19 protein-coding genes, 1 riboswitch and 1 other annotated feature are annotated in these 16,836 nt (G+C 43.3%); of the genes, 7 read left to right on the forward strand and 12 right to left on the reverse strand.

What is annotated here, in order from left to right; genetic code table 11:
* Nucleotides 1-23 precede the first annotated feature (23 nt).
* Nucleotides 24-485 carry a DinB family protein gene (locus K2225_RS16410; protein WP_220585731.1) on the reverse strand — a complete coding sequence of 154 codons (462 nt, stop codon included), beginning with the start codon at nt 483-485 and terminating at the stop codon, nt 24-26.
* Between the two features lie 151 nt (nt 486-636).
* On the opposite strand from K2225_RS16410, the gene K2225_RS16415 reads away from it, so the two are divergent.
* Nucleotides 637-1,473: an STAS domain-containing protein gene (locus K2225_RS16415; RefSeq protein WP_220585732.1), complete on the forward strand. Its 837-nt coding sequence runs from the start codon at nt 637-639 to the stop codon at nt 1,471-1,473.
* A gap of 21 nt (nt 1,474-1,494) precedes the next feature.
* On the opposite strand, the gene K2225_RS16420 is transcribed toward K2225_RS16415, so the two are convergent.
* Entirely contained in the window at nt 1,495-2,271 is a 777-nt protein-coding gene (locus K2225_RS16420) for a nucleotidyltransferase domain-containing protein (RefSeq protein WP_220585733.1), read from the reverse strand.
* Between the two features lie 71 nt (nt 2,272-2,342).
* On the opposite strand from K2225_RS16420, the gene K2225_RS16425 reads away from it, so the two are divergent.
* Complete coding sequence (locus K2225_RS16425; RefSeq protein ID WP_220585734.1) at nt 2,343-3,104, forward strand: nuclease-related domain-containing protein; 762 nt, start codon at nt 2,343-2,345, stop codon at nt 3,102-3,104.
* A 365-nt stretch (nt 3,105-3,469) separates the two neighbouring features.
* On the opposite strand, the gene K2225_RS16430 is transcribed toward K2225_RS16425, so the two are convergent.
* The 5 genes from K2225_RS16430 to K2225_RS16450 all read right to left on the reverse strand — a co-directional run bounded on the left by K2225_RS16430 (nt 3,470) and on the right by K2225_RS16450 (nt 8,078).
* Nucleotides 3,470-4,729, reverse strand: a complete 1,260-nt coding sequence (locus K2225_RS16430; RefSeq protein ID WP_220585735.1) for a glutamate-5-semialdehyde dehydrogenase — start codon at nt 4,727-4,729, stop codon at nt 3,470-3,472.
* A 20-nt stretch (nt 4,730-4,749) separates the two neighbouring features.
* On the reverse strand, nt 4,750-5,880 hold the full coding sequence (gene proB, locus K2225_RS16435) for a glutamate 5-kinase (RefSeq protein WP_220585736.1): 1,131 nt from the start codon (nt 5,878-5,880) through the stop codon (nt 4,750-4,752).
* Between the two features lie 39 nt (nt 5,881-5,919).
* Nucleotides 5,920-6,762 (reverse strand): pyrroline-5-carboxylate reductase, encoded by an 843-nt coding sequence (gene proC / locus K2225_RS16440; RefSeq protein ID WP_220585737.1) that lies wholly within the window; start codon nt 6,760-6,762, stop codon nt 5,920-5,922.
* A gap of 314 nt (nt 6,763-7,076) precedes the next feature.
* Nucleotides 7,077-7,406, reverse strand: a complete 330-nt coding sequence (locus K2225_RS16445; RefSeq protein ID WP_146815442.1) for a thioredoxin family protein — start codon at nt 7,404-7,406, stop codon at nt 7,077-7,079.
* 57 nt (nt 7,407-7,463) lie between these two features.
* The gene (locus tag K2225_RS16450) at nt 7,464-8,078 is read right to left on the reverse strand and encodes a DUF421 domain-containing protein (RefSeq protein WP_220585738.1); all 615 of its coding nucleotides are present in this window, start codon (nt 8,076-8,078) and stop codon (nt 7,464-7,466) included.
* 102 nt (nt 8,079-8,180) lie between these two features.
* Nucleotides 8,181-8,395, forward strand: a binding site (T-box leader).
* A gap of 39 nt (nt 8,396-8,434) precedes the next feature.
* Here K2225_RS16450 and argS point away from each other — a divergent pair.
* Both argS and K2225_RS16460 read left to right on the forward strand, forming a co-directional pair.
* Nucleotides 8,435-10,117, forward strand: a complete 1,683-nt coding sequence (gene argS, locus K2225_RS16455) for an arginine--tRNA ligase (RefSeq protein WP_220585739.1) — start codon at nt 8,435-8,437, stop codon at nt 10,115-10,117.
* Between the two features lie 72 nt (nt 10,118-10,189).
* The gene (locus K2225_RS16460) at nt 10,190-10,420 is read left to right on the forward strand and encodes a hypothetical protein (protein ID WP_220585740.1); all 231 of its coding nucleotides are present in this window, start codon (nt 10,190-10,192) and stop codon (nt 10,418-10,420) included.
* A 43-nt stretch (nt 10,421-10,463) separates the two neighbouring features.
* On the opposite strand, the gene K2225_RS16465 is transcribed toward K2225_RS16460, so the two are convergent.
* Entirely contained in the window at nt 10,464-10,982 is a 519-nt protein-coding gene (locus K2225_RS16465; RefSeq protein WP_370632772.1) for an AAA family ATPase, read from the reverse strand.
* 871 nt (nt 10,983-11,853) lie between these two features.
* Here K2225_RS16465 and K2225_RS16470 point away from each other — a divergent pair.
* Together K2225_RS16470 and K2225_RS16475 are read left to right on the forward strand one after the other, a co-directional pair.
* Nucleotides 11,854-12,336, forward strand: a complete 483-nt coding sequence (locus K2225_RS16470) for a ribonuclease H-like YkuK family protein (RefSeq protein WP_220586008.1) — start codon at nt 11,854-11,856, stop codon at nt 12,334-12,336.
* 13 nt (nt 12,337-12,349) lie between these two features.
* Complete coding sequence (locus K2225_RS16475; protein WP_220585742.1) at nt 12,350-12,610, forward strand: DUF4190 domain-containing protein; 261 nt, start codon at nt 12,350-12,352, stop codon at nt 12,608-12,610.
* A gap of 45 nt (nt 12,611-12,655) precedes the next feature.
* Here the strand turns inward: K2225_RS16475 and K2225_RS16480 are convergent, their stop codons facing one another.
* Together K2225_RS16480 and eutH are read right to left on the reverse strand one after the other, a co-directional pair.
* Nucleotides 12,656-13,309: a peroxiredoxin-like family protein gene (locus tag K2225_RS16480; RefSeq protein WP_220585743.1), complete on the reverse strand. Its 654-nt coding sequence runs from the start codon at nt 13,307-13,309 to the stop codon at nt 12,656-12,658.
* Between the two features lie 24 nt (nt 13,310-13,333).
* Complete coding sequence (gene eutH, locus K2225_RS16485) at nt 13,334-14,452, reverse strand: ethanolamine utilization protein EutH (protein ID WP_220585744.1); 1,119 nt, start codon at nt 14,450-14,452, stop codon at nt 13,334-13,336.
* Between the two features lie 138 nt (nt 14,453-14,590).
* Here eutH and K2225_RS16490 point away from each other — a divergent pair, with 138 nt between their 5' ends.
* Nucleotides 14,591-14,995, forward strand: a complete 405-nt coding sequence (locus K2225_RS16490) for an ion channel (protein ID WP_220585745.1) — start codon at nt 14,591-14,593, stop codon at nt 14,993-14,995.
* A 144-nt stretch (nt 14,996-15,139) separates the two neighbouring features.
* Here K2225_RS16490 and msrA read toward each other — a convergent pair whose 3' ends face one another.
* Both msrA and K2225_RS16500 read right to left on the reverse strand, forming a co-directional pair.
* Nucleotides 15,140-15,613, reverse strand: a complete 474-nt coding sequence (msrA, locus tag K2225_RS16495; protein ID WP_220585746.1) for a peptide-methionine (S)-S-oxide reductase MsrA — start codon at nt 15,611-15,613, stop codon at nt 15,140-15,142.
* Between the two features lie 121 nt (nt 15,614-15,734).
* Nucleotides 15,735-15,856: riboswitch (SAM riboswitch) on the reverse strand.
* Nucleotides 15,857-16,024: 168 nt separating this feature from the next.
* Nucleotides 16,025-16,717 carry an AIM24 family protein gene (locus K2225_RS16500; protein WP_146815458.1) on the reverse strand — a complete coding sequence of 231 codons (693 nt, stop codon included), beginning with the start codon at nt 16,715-16,717 and terminating at the stop codon, nt 16,025-16,027.
* Between the last annotated feature and the right edge of the window lie 119 nt (nt 16,718-16,836).

The following is a 16,836-nucleotide window of genomic DNA, read 5'->3' on the forward strand; positions in this document are numbered from 1 at the left end:
CCCGCCCTATTTTTTTCATATCCCTACCCCTTCACTACCGGATTTATTCCCCACCATCCGTTTTCTTTTCGAATCGTTACAATCTGTCCGATATGGTAAGCGTTATGCATAAATAAATTCGACAGGGTCTCTGCCCACATTTCAAGCTTTTCCTGACTGCATGATAGAAGCTCTTGCTTAAACATCGTCATAACCATTTGGAAGTCAGCCACTCGTGAGTGCCACTCCATTTGTCCATGATTTTGAAATGTATCATAGTGACGGGGTCGCTCAGCCACTTCCTCCCCACGGAAACGACTTAAGTATCTTTCGTTGTAGAAGTAAAGATGATGAACGATTTCCGCGATGGAATGGGAGTGATCGTGCAGTTTCTCCATTGCTTGTGGCTCTTCCAATTCTCTTACGGCATTATTGAAACATACGAACCAGCTGTTTTCATCGTAGACAGATTTCAACTGCTCTATTAATACTTCTCTTATAGCCATTTCACCACCTCCTCGTTTTGATATTCCCTTTTTTAACAACCTTAAGTCAATCCTATTGGAAATGAATAGTTATACCATTTATAATAGGAGTAACTGATGATCCTCTCCAACTAGTCAAATAGAGGCTCATAGAACAGAGAGGAGCTTGCAAATGGAACCGAACCAAGCTTTACATGACTTTCTTTTGCAAAAAGCTGAAGTTTTAACAGATGAGTGGTACAACTCTCTGAATCAACATGACGTTTCAGGGGTGTATGCAGCTACGGATTCAGAAGTCGTTAATCATTTAAAAGCTCAGAACTATGAATTTCACAAATATATGCGCCAGCTTTTCATATTGGAGCGTGACGATTTTTTCAAACAAATCAACGGTTGGATTATAAATGTCGGCAGAGATCCGCAGCATTTAAACACACCTACCCACGAAATCATTCGGGAATTCATGCGTGTTCGTGAGCAGTATTTGGATTTCCTGGAAGAATTCATCCTTCAACAGGAAACGCCCGTCTCCCGTGACCTGGAAAATGAATGGAAACGTTTGTTAATTGAAGTTTTTGATGAGATCATGTTTAAAGTTACAGAAGAAAAATCCAATCAGTTGAACAAAAAAATTGATCATCAACGTACGGTGATTAACGAATTGAGTTCACCGCTGATTCAGTTATCCAATGAGCGTGCCTTACTCCCATTAGTCGGTAATATTGACACCGAACGTGCGTCAGCGATTTTGGAAAACACCTTAAAAAACTGTACGGAAGAGGATATTGATGTCCTTTACATCGATCTATCCGGTGTTTATCTGGTCGACACGATGGTGGCTCAACAAATCTTTCAATTGATTGATAGTCTACAACTGATAGGTGTTTCATCAACCGTTGTCGGTATTCGACCTGAAATTGCTCAGACAGCCGTTCAGCTCGGTGTAGACTTCAGAAATGTCACAACAACCGCCACGCTTTCTCAAGCGATGGCCGGACAATCATTTTAATGGTTAGAACTCCCTGATTAATCAGGGAGTTCTATTTTTCATTTCTTTTATCATTCTCTTCAAGAAAGGAATGGTATAAGCTTCACTCCCCCAATAATCTTCAAGCCACTCCAGATGGTCTTCCATCATAGCAGCCATTAGAACCACGGCCTTTTCATGACGGTCCAATGATATACTGCGATACACGTTCTCCATCTCCTGAACGTAAAAAGAGGGCAGCGCATTCGGAACAGCCTTTAAACCCAGCTGCGCTTGATCCGGTGCATATTTTTGTAGTAGAACCTTAGCCACATTCACGCCTATATCATTGGCTACCTTTACAGCCCACATGTCATTCCCACGATCAGCCGCTTTCTTGTATTGCAGAAAGAAGAAAGCAATGTCATCGACCGCATATAAAAAATCCTTGTCAGACAAATAGAGATTCTGATGAGGCTCATGTTTTACCATACGCTGTTCCGGATCATAGAGAACACGGAAAAAATCTTTATGTACGAATGTTTCCTCAGTAACCGTAAAAAGATCCACGTGAAGCAAGTTTTCATACACAGCAATGATCTGAGGAGCGATAATAAAGATATCATCATAAAAAATGATGTGCTGGTAGCTTTCGAGATGCTTTTGTCTATTTTTCAGAAAAGCTCCCTTGTCCACCTCGTCGACCAGCACATACAAATCCACATCCGAGTGCTCGTCTTCTTCCCCACGCCCCATCGAACCCTTTAGAAACACAGCCTTCACGAGGTCATCTTCTTTCAAGCTTCCCGTTATCTTCTCTACTGCTTCTCTTTGTCTCATCCAATCCCTCCTAAAAATAAAGATTACACCATCATATAATAGAATGAATTTATTGTAAAAGGAGTCAGAACATGTATCGAGAAAAATCATTAGAACTTTTAAAGCTTGAATCTCTTCTTAATAGAATAACCACCCATCATCCCCTCAGAGAGGAAATAGCAAACCGTCTAGGCCGCTTGTCTGCCGGGCATTTTGGTGAGTCAACAGCTGATCACTACATGAAGTACTTGCCAGGGATAAGCATGCAGGATGTCAGACTTCACGATGGGATCCAACCTTTTCAGATAGACACTCTGCTTATTTCTAAGAAATGCCTAGTTATTCTGGAAGTGAAAAACTACAAAGGGGAACTCCATTTCGACCTTGACCACCGGAAACTCATAAGGAAAATAGAAGGAAAAAGTGAGATATTTCAAGATCCCTTCGTACAAGTAGAATTGCAGATGTTCCAGTTGCAACGCTGGCTCCAGAAATCCTGCTTCCCCTCTATCCCCATACACTCTTTCATAGTCATCGCTAACTCTAATGCCTCCCTTACATCTCAAGGAGAAGATCTTAGTAAAAGGAAGAGAGTCCTTCTCGTTAAACAGCTTCCTACTCATCTAAGAGCATTCATCGAAGGTTTCACAGGAGAAAATGTTTGGTCTGACGAAGACTTGAACAAATTATCCATAAAGGTTGAATCAGATTACACTCCTTACGATTCGGATGTCATGAAACAATACGGCATTTCAAAAGATGAGATCAATGGGGGAGTGCCGTGTCCCTCTTGCCGCTTGCTGGGTATGATCCGCCGTCGTGATCACTGGCTATGTGGACGGTGTGGGGCGTAATCGAAGGATGCTCATTTACAATTATTGAGAGATCATCAACTGCTGATCGGAAACACGATTACAAATGGAGAATTCCGTGCTTCAACTGGGATCGGATCCGTAAAGGTGGCTCGTACCTCCTAAACCAATGTTGCACCCACAACAATCGTCACTCTAAGGCAAGAAAATATACGATAGATTTAGTTAGGTCACTTTCAGCAGTCGTTAAGTCACTTTCCTTACTAGTTAGGGCACTTTAAATTCAGTTAGGGCACTTTGCGATTGCGTTAGGTCACTTTCCCCCACCATTAAGGCACATTCCTACCCTCCACAAACACAAAAAAAAAGAAGGGAAACTCCTGAGAGTTTCCCTTCCGCTAAAAACCTTATCGGATTTGGCCGGTACCCTTCATCAAGAACTTCACGGTTGTCAGCGCAGGAAGTCCCATTGGGCCACGGGCATGCAATTTTTGTGTGGAAATACCGATTTCCGCACCAAAGCCTAGCGCACCACCGTCTGTAAAACGTGTGGAGGCATTGTGATATAGAGCGGCAGCGTCAACAAGTGCAAAGAATGTCTCTGCTGATTCTGCATCTTCGGTCACAATCGCTTCTGAGTGTTTCGTGCCGTACGTTTCGATGTGTGTGATCGCATCCGTTAGATCGTCCACAGCTTTAACGGCGATGTCTGTGCTCAAGTATTCGTTCGCCCAGTCTTCTTCGCCGGCAAGAACAGAGCCCGGGATGATATCCAGGATATACTCATCGCCGTGCACAGCAATGTCGTTTTCTTTCAATGCAGCGATAAGCGCATCTTTATTGTCGTTCAACCACTCTTTGTGGACGACAAGTGTTTCCGCAGCGTTACATACCGCCGGGCGGTCTGTTTTCGCGTTCACGAGAATGTTGATCGCTTTTTCAACGTCTGCGTGTTTGTCGACATAGATGTGGCAGTTCCCAACACCTGTTTCAAGTACAGGTACTGTTGCGTTCTCAACAACAGCCTGGATCAACTTTCCACCACCACGCGGAATGAGTACGTCGATGTGTTCTTTCATTTTGAAAAGTTCATTCGTTGCAGCACGGTCTGTGGATGCGATGAATTGTACCGCTTCTTTCGGAATCTTCGTTTCTTCAAGACCACGGTGCATCACTTCAACGATTGCCTGGTTCGAGTTGATCGCAGAAGATCCACCTTTCAGTACAATCGCATTACCGGATTTAAGTGCAAGACCAGTCGCATCGACGGTCACGTTCGGGCGTGCTTCGTAAATCATACCGATTACACCTAAAGGTACGGTTACTTTTTCAACTTGCAGCCCATTTTCAAGTGTCCAATCAGTCACCACTTGACCTGTTGGATCTTCAAGTTTGGAAACATCACGTAACCCTTGTGCGAACTCAGCTACACGCTCTTTAGAAAGGGATAGACGGTCCATGAATGCATCGGTGAAGCCTTTTTCACGCCCATTTGCCAAATCTTTTTCATTGGCAGCTAGAATCGTCTCGTATTCACGTTCCAGTACATCGGCTAAGTGATTCAGTGCCTGATTTTTCTCTTCTTCAGAAAGGATCATCAATTTCTTCGAAGCTTTCTTCGCTTCAATTGCTTGTGCTTCAACGTTCACATTAGTTGTTAGTGTCATCAAAGACCTCCTTGATTATTTTAAACACCTACGGGCAGGGCAACTTCTAAGTGGCAGACGAAATCTTTACGTTCGATTGCTGCTTGTTCATATGATTCAAGTTCGGGTTCAGTCAGACTGATCATTTTTTCCATCTCATCTGAAGAATAATTGACAACGCCTAGACCGATCTCATCTCCATCAAGATCGTGAATGCGCACAACCGCACCTTTTTCAAAACGTCCTTTCACATGATGAACGTTCATCGGCAGGAGACTCTTCTTCATTTCAACGATTGATTCTTTTGCACGATGGTCGATAATGACTTCGCCTTCTGGACCGGAGTTGAAGGCAATCCACTGCTTCTTCTGGTCAAGGTTTTCAGAATCTGTCGTTGTTTCAAAATACGTTCCTGTTGCATCTCCGTACACAGCATCATAAACGATGTTCGGCGTGTTTGCTTTTCCTAAGAAGGAAGAGATGCCGGATGCCATGGAAATTTTGAATGCGTCAATCTTGGACTTCATACCGCCTGTGCCGACTGCACTACCTGGATCACCAGCTGCGGCTTCGATTTCTGGGGTAATTTCGTGGACTTTATCAAGTAGTTTAGCGTCCTCATTTTTTCTAGGGTCTGCATCGTAAAGTCCGTCAATATCAGATAGGATGATCAATTGATCGGCGTCCACAAGTCCTGCTACTTTTGCAGAAAGTGTATCGTTATCACCGAATTTCAGTCGATCGATCGTAATTGTGTCATTTTCGTTGACGATTGGAATAATGCCGCGTTCAAGCAGGACATTAATCGTATTACGTGCATTGTTGTAGCGGTCTTCATCAGAGAAGTCGCTACGGGTAATGAGGATCTGGGAACCCATATAACCGTGAGATAGGAAAAGATCGGAATAAGATTCCATCAATAAACCCTGGCCAATGGATGCGGCTGCTTGTTTTTCAGGCAAAGAGCTCGGGCGCTCTAGACAACCGAGTTTACGATAACCTGCGGCTACGGCTCCTGAGGATACGAGTAGAACTTCGTGGCCATCGTCTTTCAATTGGACGACTTCATCTACTAATTTTTCTAATTTACGGCGGCTGACTTCACCGTGCATGCTGGTAAGGGAACTACTCCCTATTTTAATTACTACCCTTTTTTTATCTTGACTCAACATATCACTCCTGTTTAACTTTTTCGCATCAATTTGCTCTGTTTACTTACTGCCTACAAGTAGTCCTTCAAGTTCTTTGCTTAATTCTTTCGAGCGGCCGGCTGCTCCTTTAATCGCTTCAGAGATCGCGTAACCTCCACCTGCTTCATCAAGAGCGTTAAGACCTGCAGCTGTTGTACCGTTCGGAGATGTCACGTTTTCACGTAGTTCTGTCGGGCTTTCATCACGTTCCAGCATCATTTTTGCTGCTCCCAGCAACGTTTGCGCTCCGATTTCCCGAAGAGTTTCACGATCCATGCCTTCTGCACGCCCTGTCTCTTCAATGTGTTCCATTAAATAATAGAAGTAAGCGGGTCCGCTTCCTGCTATTCCTGTGAAGACGTCCATTTTATCTTCTTCAATGACGAAAACTTCGCCAATGGATTTCAGTAGTTCTTTTGCAACAAGTACATTGTCCATGTCTGCAAAACGTCCTGGAGTAATCGCTGTCGCTGATTCGCGAAGCATGCTTGACGTATTCGGCATGACGCGGATGACTTGCTGTCCTTCATTCAATCGTTCTTCCATATATGATGTTGAGATTCCCGCAAGTACAGAAACAAGTACTTGGTTTGCTGTCAATTTATCTTTTAAATCGGCAAGTACAGCATCAATATCTTTTGGCTTCATCGCCAAAATGAATTGGTCGACTTCTGCAAAATTCAACTCATCTTTCAATACTGTGCGTACGCCATATTTATCATTGATTGTGTTTAAACGTTCTTGATTACTTCTATTGGTCACGATGATGTTCTCAGCTGGAATATTACCGGATTCCACCATGCCTGAAATCATCGCTTCAGCCATAGAGCCTGCACCTAGAAAAGCAATCGTTTGTTTAATCATTTGGGTTAATCTCTCCCGTTCGCATTTTTTGTTCGCTTTATTTAAGACGTTTTTCATCATAACATTGGGCAAATCTTATTCAAGGGGTTTTAGGCAAGTCGGGTCTATATACGCCAATTAGTTAGTGTAAACGGTTTCATGGAGAGGTATTTCCAGTTCATCGCTTCTCATCGCAAATAATCTCGTCTCAGACATGTATTTGCGGATTGAATTTTCAAGAAAAGCCGGAGAAAGCAAAATTGAGGGAATTATCAGACTTTATATTTTTGTATGAACATATGAAAAAACCATCTGTTGAGGGTTTCAACAGATGGTCATCCTTCATTAATGAAATGATTCAGTTTGGCAAGCTGCTGGTTCAACTCCCCGAGCGGAACAAAGCGGGCTTTGCGGAATAATTCTTTCCCTTCAGAATAGATCAAAACAGCTGGTACCGTCATGACTGAAAACTCTCCGGCCACTTGTGGAACTTCATCAGCGTTCACATGCCTGGATACAATTTCAGGATAGTCGTTTAATAAGTTCTCTACTTGCGGAAGCAAACCATGACAGACCGAACATCCGGGCCTGGATACATAAACAATCGAAAGCGGATGTTCATGAACAAATCCCTGTAGTTCTTCAATGGTGTTTACGGATTCCACTTTTCTCACCTCTGTTCCATTATATCAAGGAATAGATCAAAATGCCTGCACGGGGACTTAATTCAAACGATCAGGATGAACTTGTTGGTGTTGCTTCGTTTCTACTTCCTTAAATAAATCTTCACCAGGTGGTTTCGCTGTCGGGATTTGTGCGGCCTGATTTGGATTTAACATTTGTTTTAACGAAGTAATTTGTTGGTATAAGTCATCAATGTCCTGCTTTGTCGCTGGTCTTTTATGTTCTTTAAACTCAAACCCTACCTGCCCGTTTGGTTCCAGGGTCGCCGACTTAAGGTCAGCAATGGACGTGACGTTGCTCTGCCTTAACTTCATCTCTAACTGATCGACAGTAAAACGTAGTTTCTTTATATTCTTTTCATTTAACTGTCCATTTTCAATGATGGATACAGACCTGCCTGTGAGGAAGCGTTCCATAAAATCGAATTTCACCTGGCTGAATTCCATAACCATCAATGTAAGGACAAGCACTCCCCCCACACCGAATGTCACCCATATATTTTTCCCCGCCACAGGTTGGATCAGTAAGGAACCAATCGCAATCATGATGACTGTCTGTGATAACGTCATCTGTGAAATGGATTTCCGACCGGCAATACGAAGAATGATTGTCCCTACAATAATAATGAGAACAGCTTTCCAAATCCAATCCATCACTTATCACCTCTATATCGTATGTTCACCCAAATAAACCAAGATATTCGCAAGGAAAGGATTGCAAAAGGAAATGCTTTCCGCTATAATCTTTTCAAATATAGAAATTCTAGGAAAAAGAGAGTAGCTACCAGAAACAGGCCAGCGACTCAGGGGTGGTGGAAGCCTGAGCAGGATTTCAGTAGTGAAACGGACTTTTGAGAAGCTTTCCTGAATCATGGAGTAGGGAAAAAGCCGGGGACGCCCCCGTTAACAACGTCGAGTGGCTGTACGATAGCTATAAGAGTGGTACCGCGAGCACAAACCTCGTCTCTTTTTTAGAGACGGGGTTTTTTATTTTTATGGAGGTGTCGTTTATGGAAAAACAAATACTTGCCTTGCAAATCGCTCATATCCTTGGGGAGGAATATCCAAGGGATTGGGTGCAGCAACAGATTGAAACCCCTAAGCAGTCCAGCCATGGTGACCTGGCTTTTCCTTGTTTCCCGCTGGCAAAGACGTTGAAAAAAAGCCCGCATCTGATTGCTGAGGAAGTTTCCAGTCAATTGAAACATCCGATATTCAAAGATGTGCAGACAATAGGCGGCTACATTAATATTTTTCTTGCTCAGGGGTTTGTCGCTGAACATACGTTGAACCAATTTTACCAAGACCCGGAAGCCTTTGGGACTCACGAATTTGGAAAAGGAAAGACTGTCGTCCTTGATATGTCAGCTCCCAATATTGCCAAACCCTTCTCCATGGGCCATTTAAGATCCACGGTAATCGGAAATGCCCTCTCTAACCTTGCTCAAAAGTGTGGGTATGAAACGGTGAAGATCAATTACATCGGAGACTATGGTACTCAGTTCGGAAAACTATTAGCCGCTTATCACAAATGGGGTCAGGAAGAAAGTCTCAAGCAGAACCCAATTCAAGAATTGACCCGAGTGTATGTAGAGTTCCACCATGCTTCAAAAGAAGACCCCTCCCTCATTGACGAAGGTAGAGAATGGTTCAAGAAACTGGAGGATAACGATGAAGAGGCGGTGGCCTTGTGGAAATGGTTCAAAGCCGTTTCACTGGAAGAGTTCGAAAAGATTTACAATCTCTTAGGCATCACCTTCGACTTGACACGAGGCGAAGCCTACTACAATGATAAGATGGATACGACCATCGACATGTTGCAGGAAAAAGGGATATTGGAGAAATCAGAAGGCGCACAAGTCGTCCGCCTTGATGAGGAAGAATTACCTCCCTGCCTTATTCGAAAAAGTAATGGCACGACCATTTATGCCACAAGGGATTTAACAGCTGCAATTGATCGGAAGAAAACGTATGACTTTGATGAAGCACTCTATGTGGTCGGCCATGAGCAAACCCTTCATTTCCAGCAGATCAAGCATGTGTTGAAAAAAGCAGATCTTGCCTGGGCGGATCAATTAAAACATATCTCTTTTGGAATGATGCTTCAAGACGGCAAGAAAATGTCCACACGTCAGGGGAAGACCGTGTTACTTGAACAAGCGCTGAAAGAGGCCATTTCCCAAGCTGCGAAAAATATAAAGGAAAAGAACCCTCAATTGAAGGACGCGGAAGAGGTCGCGGAACAAGTCGGGGTAGGTGCTGTCATCTTTCACGACCTTAAACACGATCGTCGCAATGATGTGGAATTTTCTTTGGAGGATATGCTTACCTTTGAAGGCCATACGGCTCCTTACATTCAGTACACCTATGCTCGAACCGTATCCTTACTAGAAAAAGGGAACTTTGATCCCAATGAACCTGTAACAGACGTTCAAACAGCATCCGCTTGGCCGCTGATCAAAACCATCCGCCTTTTCCCTGAAGTGATTGAAAGGGCTTATCAGGAGTATGACCCATCCAAGCTTGCCAGACACCTGTTGGACGGTGCCCGTCACTTCAATAAATTTTATGCCCATACAAAAGTAGTGGGAAGTGATGAGGAACAAGCGCTCCTTTCATTGATTTATGCCGTTAACCACCAATTAAAAGAGGGGTTGTCCATTCTCGGGATTCAGGCACCTGAAAATATGTAGCATAGAGAATTTTAGCACTTCCACCTTTCTTCTATTATAATAATAGTAACAAAAGGGAGAGGAGCGCATCCTATGTACCCGATTTATTACGGACTTGCCATCATTGCCTCGGTAGCTGCCTTGATAGGCACAATCGTTATAGCTAAACATGTAAACAAACCTGAAAACACATCGTCACCCGAAGATGACGCCAAACAGTTGAAAAACGCAGGGAGTGATACAGGGAGCATTCCGCTACTGACGACCATTTACGCCATCACATTTGTCATAACAGCCATTCTTATGTGGATCTTTATTTTTTAACACATGTACGGAGAAGAGGTGCGCCTTTTCTCCTTTTTTGTTTTCATAAGGAGGATTTCATAATCAAATCGGCTTGTCTTTCAGGCTCGACCTTTTCTATGTAGTAATCTTCCGCTTTCCAGTACCGTTCTTTAAATTTATCGATATTCTTTCTCGTTTGCTCACTTTCTCTTAAAAACCTTTCTTTTCTTGGACACTGGACATAGACCACAAAATCAAAAAAGCTTCGCCACTCTTCCCTTTGCAAAAACACACCTTCCATAATAACTAAATTCCTTTCTTTTTCGAGCACTTCGAATAAGTCTTCCTTTAATGCTTTGACATCCCATTGCAGAAAATAATATTCGTACCATTGTTCATACCCGGTATTGTATCTCTTCTCTCTTTCCACAATGTAATCATCGATATGATACGTAACGACTGGAAAAGACGATTTCTTGAGTTCCTTTTCTATTTTCTCTGTGAGCGTCGTTTTACCTGAACGACTCAAACCATCGATTCCTAATACGAATCCTTCTCCTACGTTTAAAGAAGGAATTCTTCGAAGGACCTCCTCGACCACCACCCCCCCTCCTTTCGTTATTGTTTTATTTAAGTATATGGCAGGATTGTTGAAGACTCAGTTCCGAGATGTTTCCAGGGTTCGTTGCCTTGTTGGGCGTCAGGGGTGGCTGGGAAGCTACTCGCTTTCCTGTGGGGGAGTGGCGAGCTTCCTCGGACTTTGTCCTGTGGGATCTCGCCTATCTCCTTTCTCCCACGGGAGTCTCGCATCTTCCCAACCACCCCTTTCATGAAAGTGATGAACGAACCCCTTGCTCAGAGGGAGTGTCTTCCATTCCACCTCTTTTAAAAGCATAAAGCGCTATATAACAAGCTTTCCGTATGTAGAATAGCGTCTTTAAAAGTTTCTTTCCCTCCAATTAAAAGTTTCTTTCCCTCCAATTACCATGGCATAGAAGCAGCTGATTCCGGGAGTGGTTTTGAGACACTTACATCGAAAAGGGGCGGAGGGGAATGGCGAGACCCCACAGGACGCAGTCCGAGGAGGCTCACCGCGCTCCCGCGGAAAGCGAGTTATTCCCCGCAGCCCCCACCCGCTCAACAAAAGTCTCAAAACTGAGTCTTCAAGTAAAGGGAGCTTTTATTTAATACTTAGTTTCGGAACTTGTGTGTAATACTCCTTCTTGATTTGTGGTGCTGATTCCTTTGGCACATTTGGGATAAATCTTTTTTTCAATGAAAATGCACATAAATTTTTCAACACTGACACATACTCTCGATAAATTCATGTTATCTTTCGAGTAGGTCTATGAATATCTTAATAACAGAATGGTCACTAGCTCATTGACGTACAATCCCTTTCTTTTGAAAAATTTAAGGAGTTGGCTACTGTGAACCAATCCCATGTATTTCAAAACCTCACCCATAAAAAAATGAAGTTCGAAGAAGTGTTTTCTCATATTCTGACCTTTATGAAAAGTGATCCTATTGGGGATTACAAGTTAATGATGGGGACGGATTCTCAAGTTCACCCCTCCCACACCCTGTTCATTACCGGGATTGTCATCCAACGAGTTGGAAAAGGGGCCTGGGCCTGTTTCCGCAAAGAAGTAGTGCACAGAGAAATGACTACCCTGCATGAACGTATTTCCTACGAGACATCATTAACGGAACAAGTGGCTTCCTTGTTTACGGAAGAAAAGAAGAACGCCCTCATTGAAGTTGTCCTGCCTTATATCTATAAAGGAGCCACGTTTACAATTGAAGGACACATTGATATCGGGAGTGGAGATCGAAACAGGACAAGAGTCTATGTAAATGAAATGATGGCCAGAATCGAGTCACTGGGAATGGAAGCGAAGATTAAACCGGATTCCATTGTCGCAAGCAGTTACGCCAATCGATATACAAAGTAGTGGGCGGTGATTGTTGATGTATCAAAAGGCCGTTACATCTTGTGTGTTAGGAATGATGTCCATTTTTCTTCCTTTCGTCGGTATCATTCTTGGATGGTTGGGGTTTCTTTTTGCCAATAAAGCTCTTGATGAGCTCTCCACCAATGCCCCTGGATATCGTTACGCCCTAGGTGGAAAGGTATGCAGCATCGTTGGGCTTTGTCTGCAGTCCTGCATCCTTATATTCATCCTTGCTACCTATTTCTTCTTTATGAATCTGAATCTCTTTATGTAAAAAAATGAAAGCGCCCTCTGGATCCAGAGGGCGCTTTGTAAGTTATTAAGTGTTTATTTTTTTCAATTCTTCAAGAACATCAGATGGTTCGGCTCGATCTTTGTAATCAGCCTTCGTGTAGTCATACACAATCGTACCATCTGCATCAATGATATAAGTGGCGGAGACAGGCAGGGTCCAAGTTTCGTCGCCATTGTGTTTATCCACCTGCAGCCCTTTGTCTTTGTACACCTCAACAAGATAATCTGGTAATTGATACACTAAATTATATTGATTGGCCACTTCATTGCCAACATCGCTCAGTACATGATAGTTCAGTTCATTTCTCTCCTGGGTGGTCAATGACTGATCGGGAGTTTGTGGACTGATCGCCATTAATTCAGCTCCTTGTCCATGAATCTCATCTAGAATCTGCTGATAGGCTCTCAGTTCCATGTTGCAGTAAGGGCACCAGCCCCCGCGGTAAAATGTAAGGACAACCGGTCCACTTTTCAATTGTTCATACAGTTCGACCGTTTCTCCTTTTGCGTCAGGTAAATTGAAATTTGGCGCTTTCTCACCTGTAGACAAACCATCTCCGTCATTTGAAGATTCAAGTTCATCAATCGCTTTCTTCATCTTTTCTTGAATTTCCTCAGGAGTTGCTTTCTTGAATTTTTCAATGTATTCATCATAATGCTTTCTCATTTCTGTTTTCATGAAAAAACTCCTTTTTCAGTGGATTCACTTTTCATTATATAGAGTTTCGACACTCGAAGAAAATGATTTGCTTTCTCTCGTCATCCACAAAGCCAGTCCAACAGCTAAGAGGCCTGCTGTCAATTTACCGATCAATACTGGAAAGATCATATCCTTTTCCACACTCGCCACGAATGCGAAATGGCTGCCAATAACAAACGCTCCACTCACAGCAAACGCAGCGTTGACGGTTTTTCCTCGTTCATCCATGTCTTTCATCGTCGCCAGCATAGGTAAGTGGTGCGCCGTGGAGGCGATCAACCCTGTTAAGGACGTAGAATTCACCCCTAATCTACCACTCAGTCGCCCTATCCATTTTTCTCCCCGCTGATTGATAAAAGCCACAAGAGGATATGCGCCAGCTAATGTAACGGTAATCCTTCCGACAATGACCATCCCTTCGGATAAAGGAGCCATCCCGGGGAGTACAACAAACCCTGTCAATGTTTCAATAATTATAAGTGCGAGACCAGTAATGATTATGATTTCAATGGTTTTTCCGAAATAAGAAAATAGCCGGATCGTTACGTTTGTAAAAAGCCATAACCCTGCCCCGATGACAGCGGAAAGCAAAATCGCCGGCGTCAAATTACGTAACATCCAAACGGATTCATATCCTGCCAGAGCACCCCCGACATAACATCCGATCGGCACCGTAACTAAACCAGCTAAAATTCCTCTTGAAAAGAAGGGTCGATCCTCCTTTTTTACAATCGTAAGCGCAACAGGAATAGTGAAAACAAGCGTTGGACCCATCATCGTGCCGAGGAGTGCCCAGGAAAAGGTAGCCGCTTCCTCCTCTAAGGCTAGGGTTTCTGCCAAAGGGTAGGCCCCCATATCAATAGCAAGCATCATGGATGCAAACATTGATGGATCTGCCCCAAACCATAAAAACACTGGGCGGATGACTGGGGACAACCACTGGGAAAGTACAGGAGCGAGGGAGATGATCCCGACCATCGACAGAGCAAGCGGTCCCATCATCATAAACGCTTCGTAAAACCTCCAGCCGAGAGATAGGCGATGATTAAGTACATAATAATCAAGGGCTCCCAATACCATGAAGCCACACATCACGATCAATATTGCGTCATTTATCCACAAAAGCCCAGCCCCTTTCCTCTCATTTATGTTTACAGCAACTTCTACACAGGGTAGTACTTTTTCTATAACGGCTTGCTCGTCTTTACCCAGGAGACGCTGAAATAGCCTTTCCATATTACTTAAAAAGGAGAAGAGAAAATGGTACAAACTCTATTCCTCGTTGCAATCATTTTCATTGCAGCGAATCTCGTGTACTTTTTCACGAATAAAACGTACAGAAAAAGCTACTTCAGCACAGCACTCTTTTTTCAATTATTTTTTGTCCTCACAGGTGTCTTATTGGGATTTGCATTCCTTTACTATCTGCTATCTTTAGATGGAGTCATTCTAATTACTAGTCTATCATCCCGTGAACCTGTCGACCCAGCCTTTTTGGACTTGCTTTACTTTAGTGGGGAAACATTATTGAGCGTGGGTTATGGGGACATGCTGCCTGTTGGGATGGCACGCTTTTTTGCACTGCTTGAATCAGGAATCGGCATCCTTCTCCCTACAGCCTATTTCTTAAAAGCCATGGATGTATCCAGGCAAAAGGAAGATTGATTTCTTCCATCAACTTTTATGGATGATAAAAGATTTGGCAGGGTCCTAAAGAGGCATCCACGCCTTCCTGATTCATAGCACAAAGTTTTTTGATGCTGAGCCTCACCGAAATAAAAAGGACCCTTGTGAAAGGGTCCTTTCTTATTATCCAATGGAGCATGCGGCGGAGCCATGCTTTTGTAAATATTTCTGGTGATATTCTTCGGCTTCATAAAAGGTCGTTGCCTCTTCTACTTCTGTCACAATCGGACGTTTAAAAATTCCTTTTTCTTCCCACTCTTTAATTTTTTCTTCAGCAATATATTGCTGGCTTGCATCTGAATAAAAAACGACAGAACGGTATTGGTGACCAACGTCGATTCCCTGTTTATTGCGGGAAGTCGGATCGTGAGCTTCAAAAAAGATATTCACAAGTTCTGCATAGGTGATGACAGTGGGATCGTAGTTCACTTTCACTGATTCCGCGTGTCCACTCTTACCTGCTTTCACTTGCTCGTATGTTGGGTTCTTCAGATGGCCGCCAATATAACCGACCTTTGTTTCTGTGACCCCTTCAAATTTTTCAAAAAACGCTTCTACTCCCCAAAAACATCCTGCACCGAAAATAGCTGTTGCCATTTGACATCTTTCCTTTCCCTTAACGCAACTTCTATCGAGAGCCTTGACGGTTATGGTGCTAACACGAAAAGACCCCTTTTCTTATCCAGTAAGAAAAGGGGTCGCTAATATCCGCACGATCCTCTCATCTCTTAGAATGGTGATCCATTCTACAGGAATTGGCACCGTTCTCGTCAATCCTTAGATTGATTCGATGGTTGCCGGGCATCAAAGGGCCAGTCCCTCCGCCTCTCTGGATAAGAAGTTTCCGTTATTTATTTTTTGTTAGTACCCATAGTACTACGTTTTTGTAACGAAGTAAAGGATAACAAATTAAAAATTTCTATTGAAAGCACATCGAGTATTTCTTTGCTTTTATTCTATTCAAAGCTTAACATGCTCATGCCTGTCTGTAAAAAAATCCGCTCCAGCTCAGCTCTGCCCCGTCGTGTAAACTTCTTCGAACGGCTGCACAATGACGAATCCTTCTCCTTCAAATTCCATTTGAATGGACTCCCCGCTTCCACGTCCAATCAGCGTTTTAAAACTAATGTCTGTTTTGAAATTGGGCTCCAAGTGTCCGGACCAGGCAACAGTAGCATGTGGGTCAGTAATCACAGGTTCTCCAGGACGGACCAACAATGTTAATGGTTCATAATGCGAAGTAATCGCAACGCGTCCACTTCCGCTGAGGGTCACGTTGAACAAGCCGCCAGAAACCATACCGGCTACTTTTTTCATTAATTTAATATCCCAGTCAATGCTTGGCTCAAAGGCAAGAAGGTCGTTCCCATTCACCGTAATGGTTTCATTATCCAGATCGAAAATAGTAATCTTCTTGCCTTGGTCTGCAAGGTAAAGGCGCCCACGGCCAGTGGCCTTCATTAAAGAACTCCCTTCGCCGGTCATTGCTTTTTTAAATAAACGGCCGACGCCATGCTCAAGGATACCCTCTCTTTCAAATTTAATGTTTCCATTATAGGAAATCATCGCACCCGCTTTCGCCCACACTTGATCGAGGAGGTTTACCTCGAGAATTCTCGGGGTCTCCAGTTCAAAATAATCATTCTCTGATTCATCCTGCTTCGTTTTTCTAATAAATTCATCAATGGAGTAGTCGCTCATTGTATGTTCCTCCTTATCGTATTCTAAGGTTATTTATGCTTCCTCATTGCTTCTATACCACGATGGATCAAAATCGAGTCCTAAAGTTTGCGTATCTGTATCTAAGTGGCGATGATTAA

It is taken from the genome of Halobacillus sp. Nhm2S1, assembly GCF_019599545.1.
In the GTDB taxonomy this organism is placed as follows: Bacteria; Bacillota; Bacilli; order Bacillales; family Halobacillaceae; genus Halobacillus.

Coding starts and splice junctions, on each gene's coding strand:
- K2225_RS16500 (WP_146815458.1), bottom strand. CDS start 16,717: ATGAGCGACTACTCCATTGATGAATTTATTAGAAAAACGAAGCAGGAT.
- K2225_RS16420 (WP_220585733.1), bottom strand. CDS start 2,271: ATGAGACAAAGAGAAGCAGTAGAGAAGATAACGGGAAGCTTGAAAGAA.
- K2225_RS16430 (WP_220585735.1), bottom strand. CDS start 4,729: ATGACACTAACAACTAATGTGAACGTTGAAGCACAAGCAATTGAAGCG.
- proB (WP_220585736.1), bottom strand. CDS start 5,880: ATGTTGAGTCAAGATAAAAAAAGGGTAGTAATTAAAATAGGGAGTAGT.
- K2225_RS16415 (WP_220585732.1), top strand. CDS start 637: ATGGAACCGAACCAAGCTTTACATGACTTTCTTTTGCAAAAAGCTGAA.
- K2225_RS16410 (WP_220585731.1), bottom strand. CDS start 485: ATGGCTATAAGAGAAGTATTAATAGAGCAGTTGAAATCTGTCTACGAT.
- proC (WP_220585737.1), bottom strand. CDS start 6,762: ATGATTAAACAAACGATTGCTTTTCTAGGTGCAGGCTCTATGGCTGAA.
- K2225_RS16460 (WP_220585740.1), top strand. CDS start 10,190: ATGTACCCGATTTATTACGGACTTGCCATCATTGCCTCGGTAGCTGCC.
- K2225_RS16490 (WP_220585745.1), top strand. CDS start 14,591: ATGGTACAAACTCTATTCCTCGTTGCAATCATTTTCATTGCAGCGAAT.
- K2225_RS16470 (WP_220586008.1), top strand. CDS start 11,854: ATGAAGTTCGAAGAAGTGTTTTCTCATATTCTGACCTTTATGAAAAGT.
- K2225_RS16480 (WP_220585743.1), bottom strand. CDS start 13,309: ATGAAAACAGAAATGAGAAAGCATTATGATGAATACATTGAAAAATTC.
- K2225_RS16425 (WP_220585734.1), top strand. CDS start 2,343: ATGTATCGAGAAAAATCATTAGAACTTTTAAAGCTTGAATCTCTTCTT.
- K2225_RS16450 (WP_220585738.1), bottom strand. CDS start 8,078: ATGGATTGGATTTGGAAAGCTGTTCTCATTATTATTGTAGGGACAATC.
- msrA (WP_220585746.1), bottom strand. CDS start 15,613: ATGGCAACAGCTATTTTCGGTGCAGGATGTTTTTGGGGAGTAGAAGCG.
- argS (WP_220585739.1), top strand. CDS start 8,435: ATGGAAAAACAAATACTTGCCTTGCAAATCGCTCATATCCTTGGGGAG.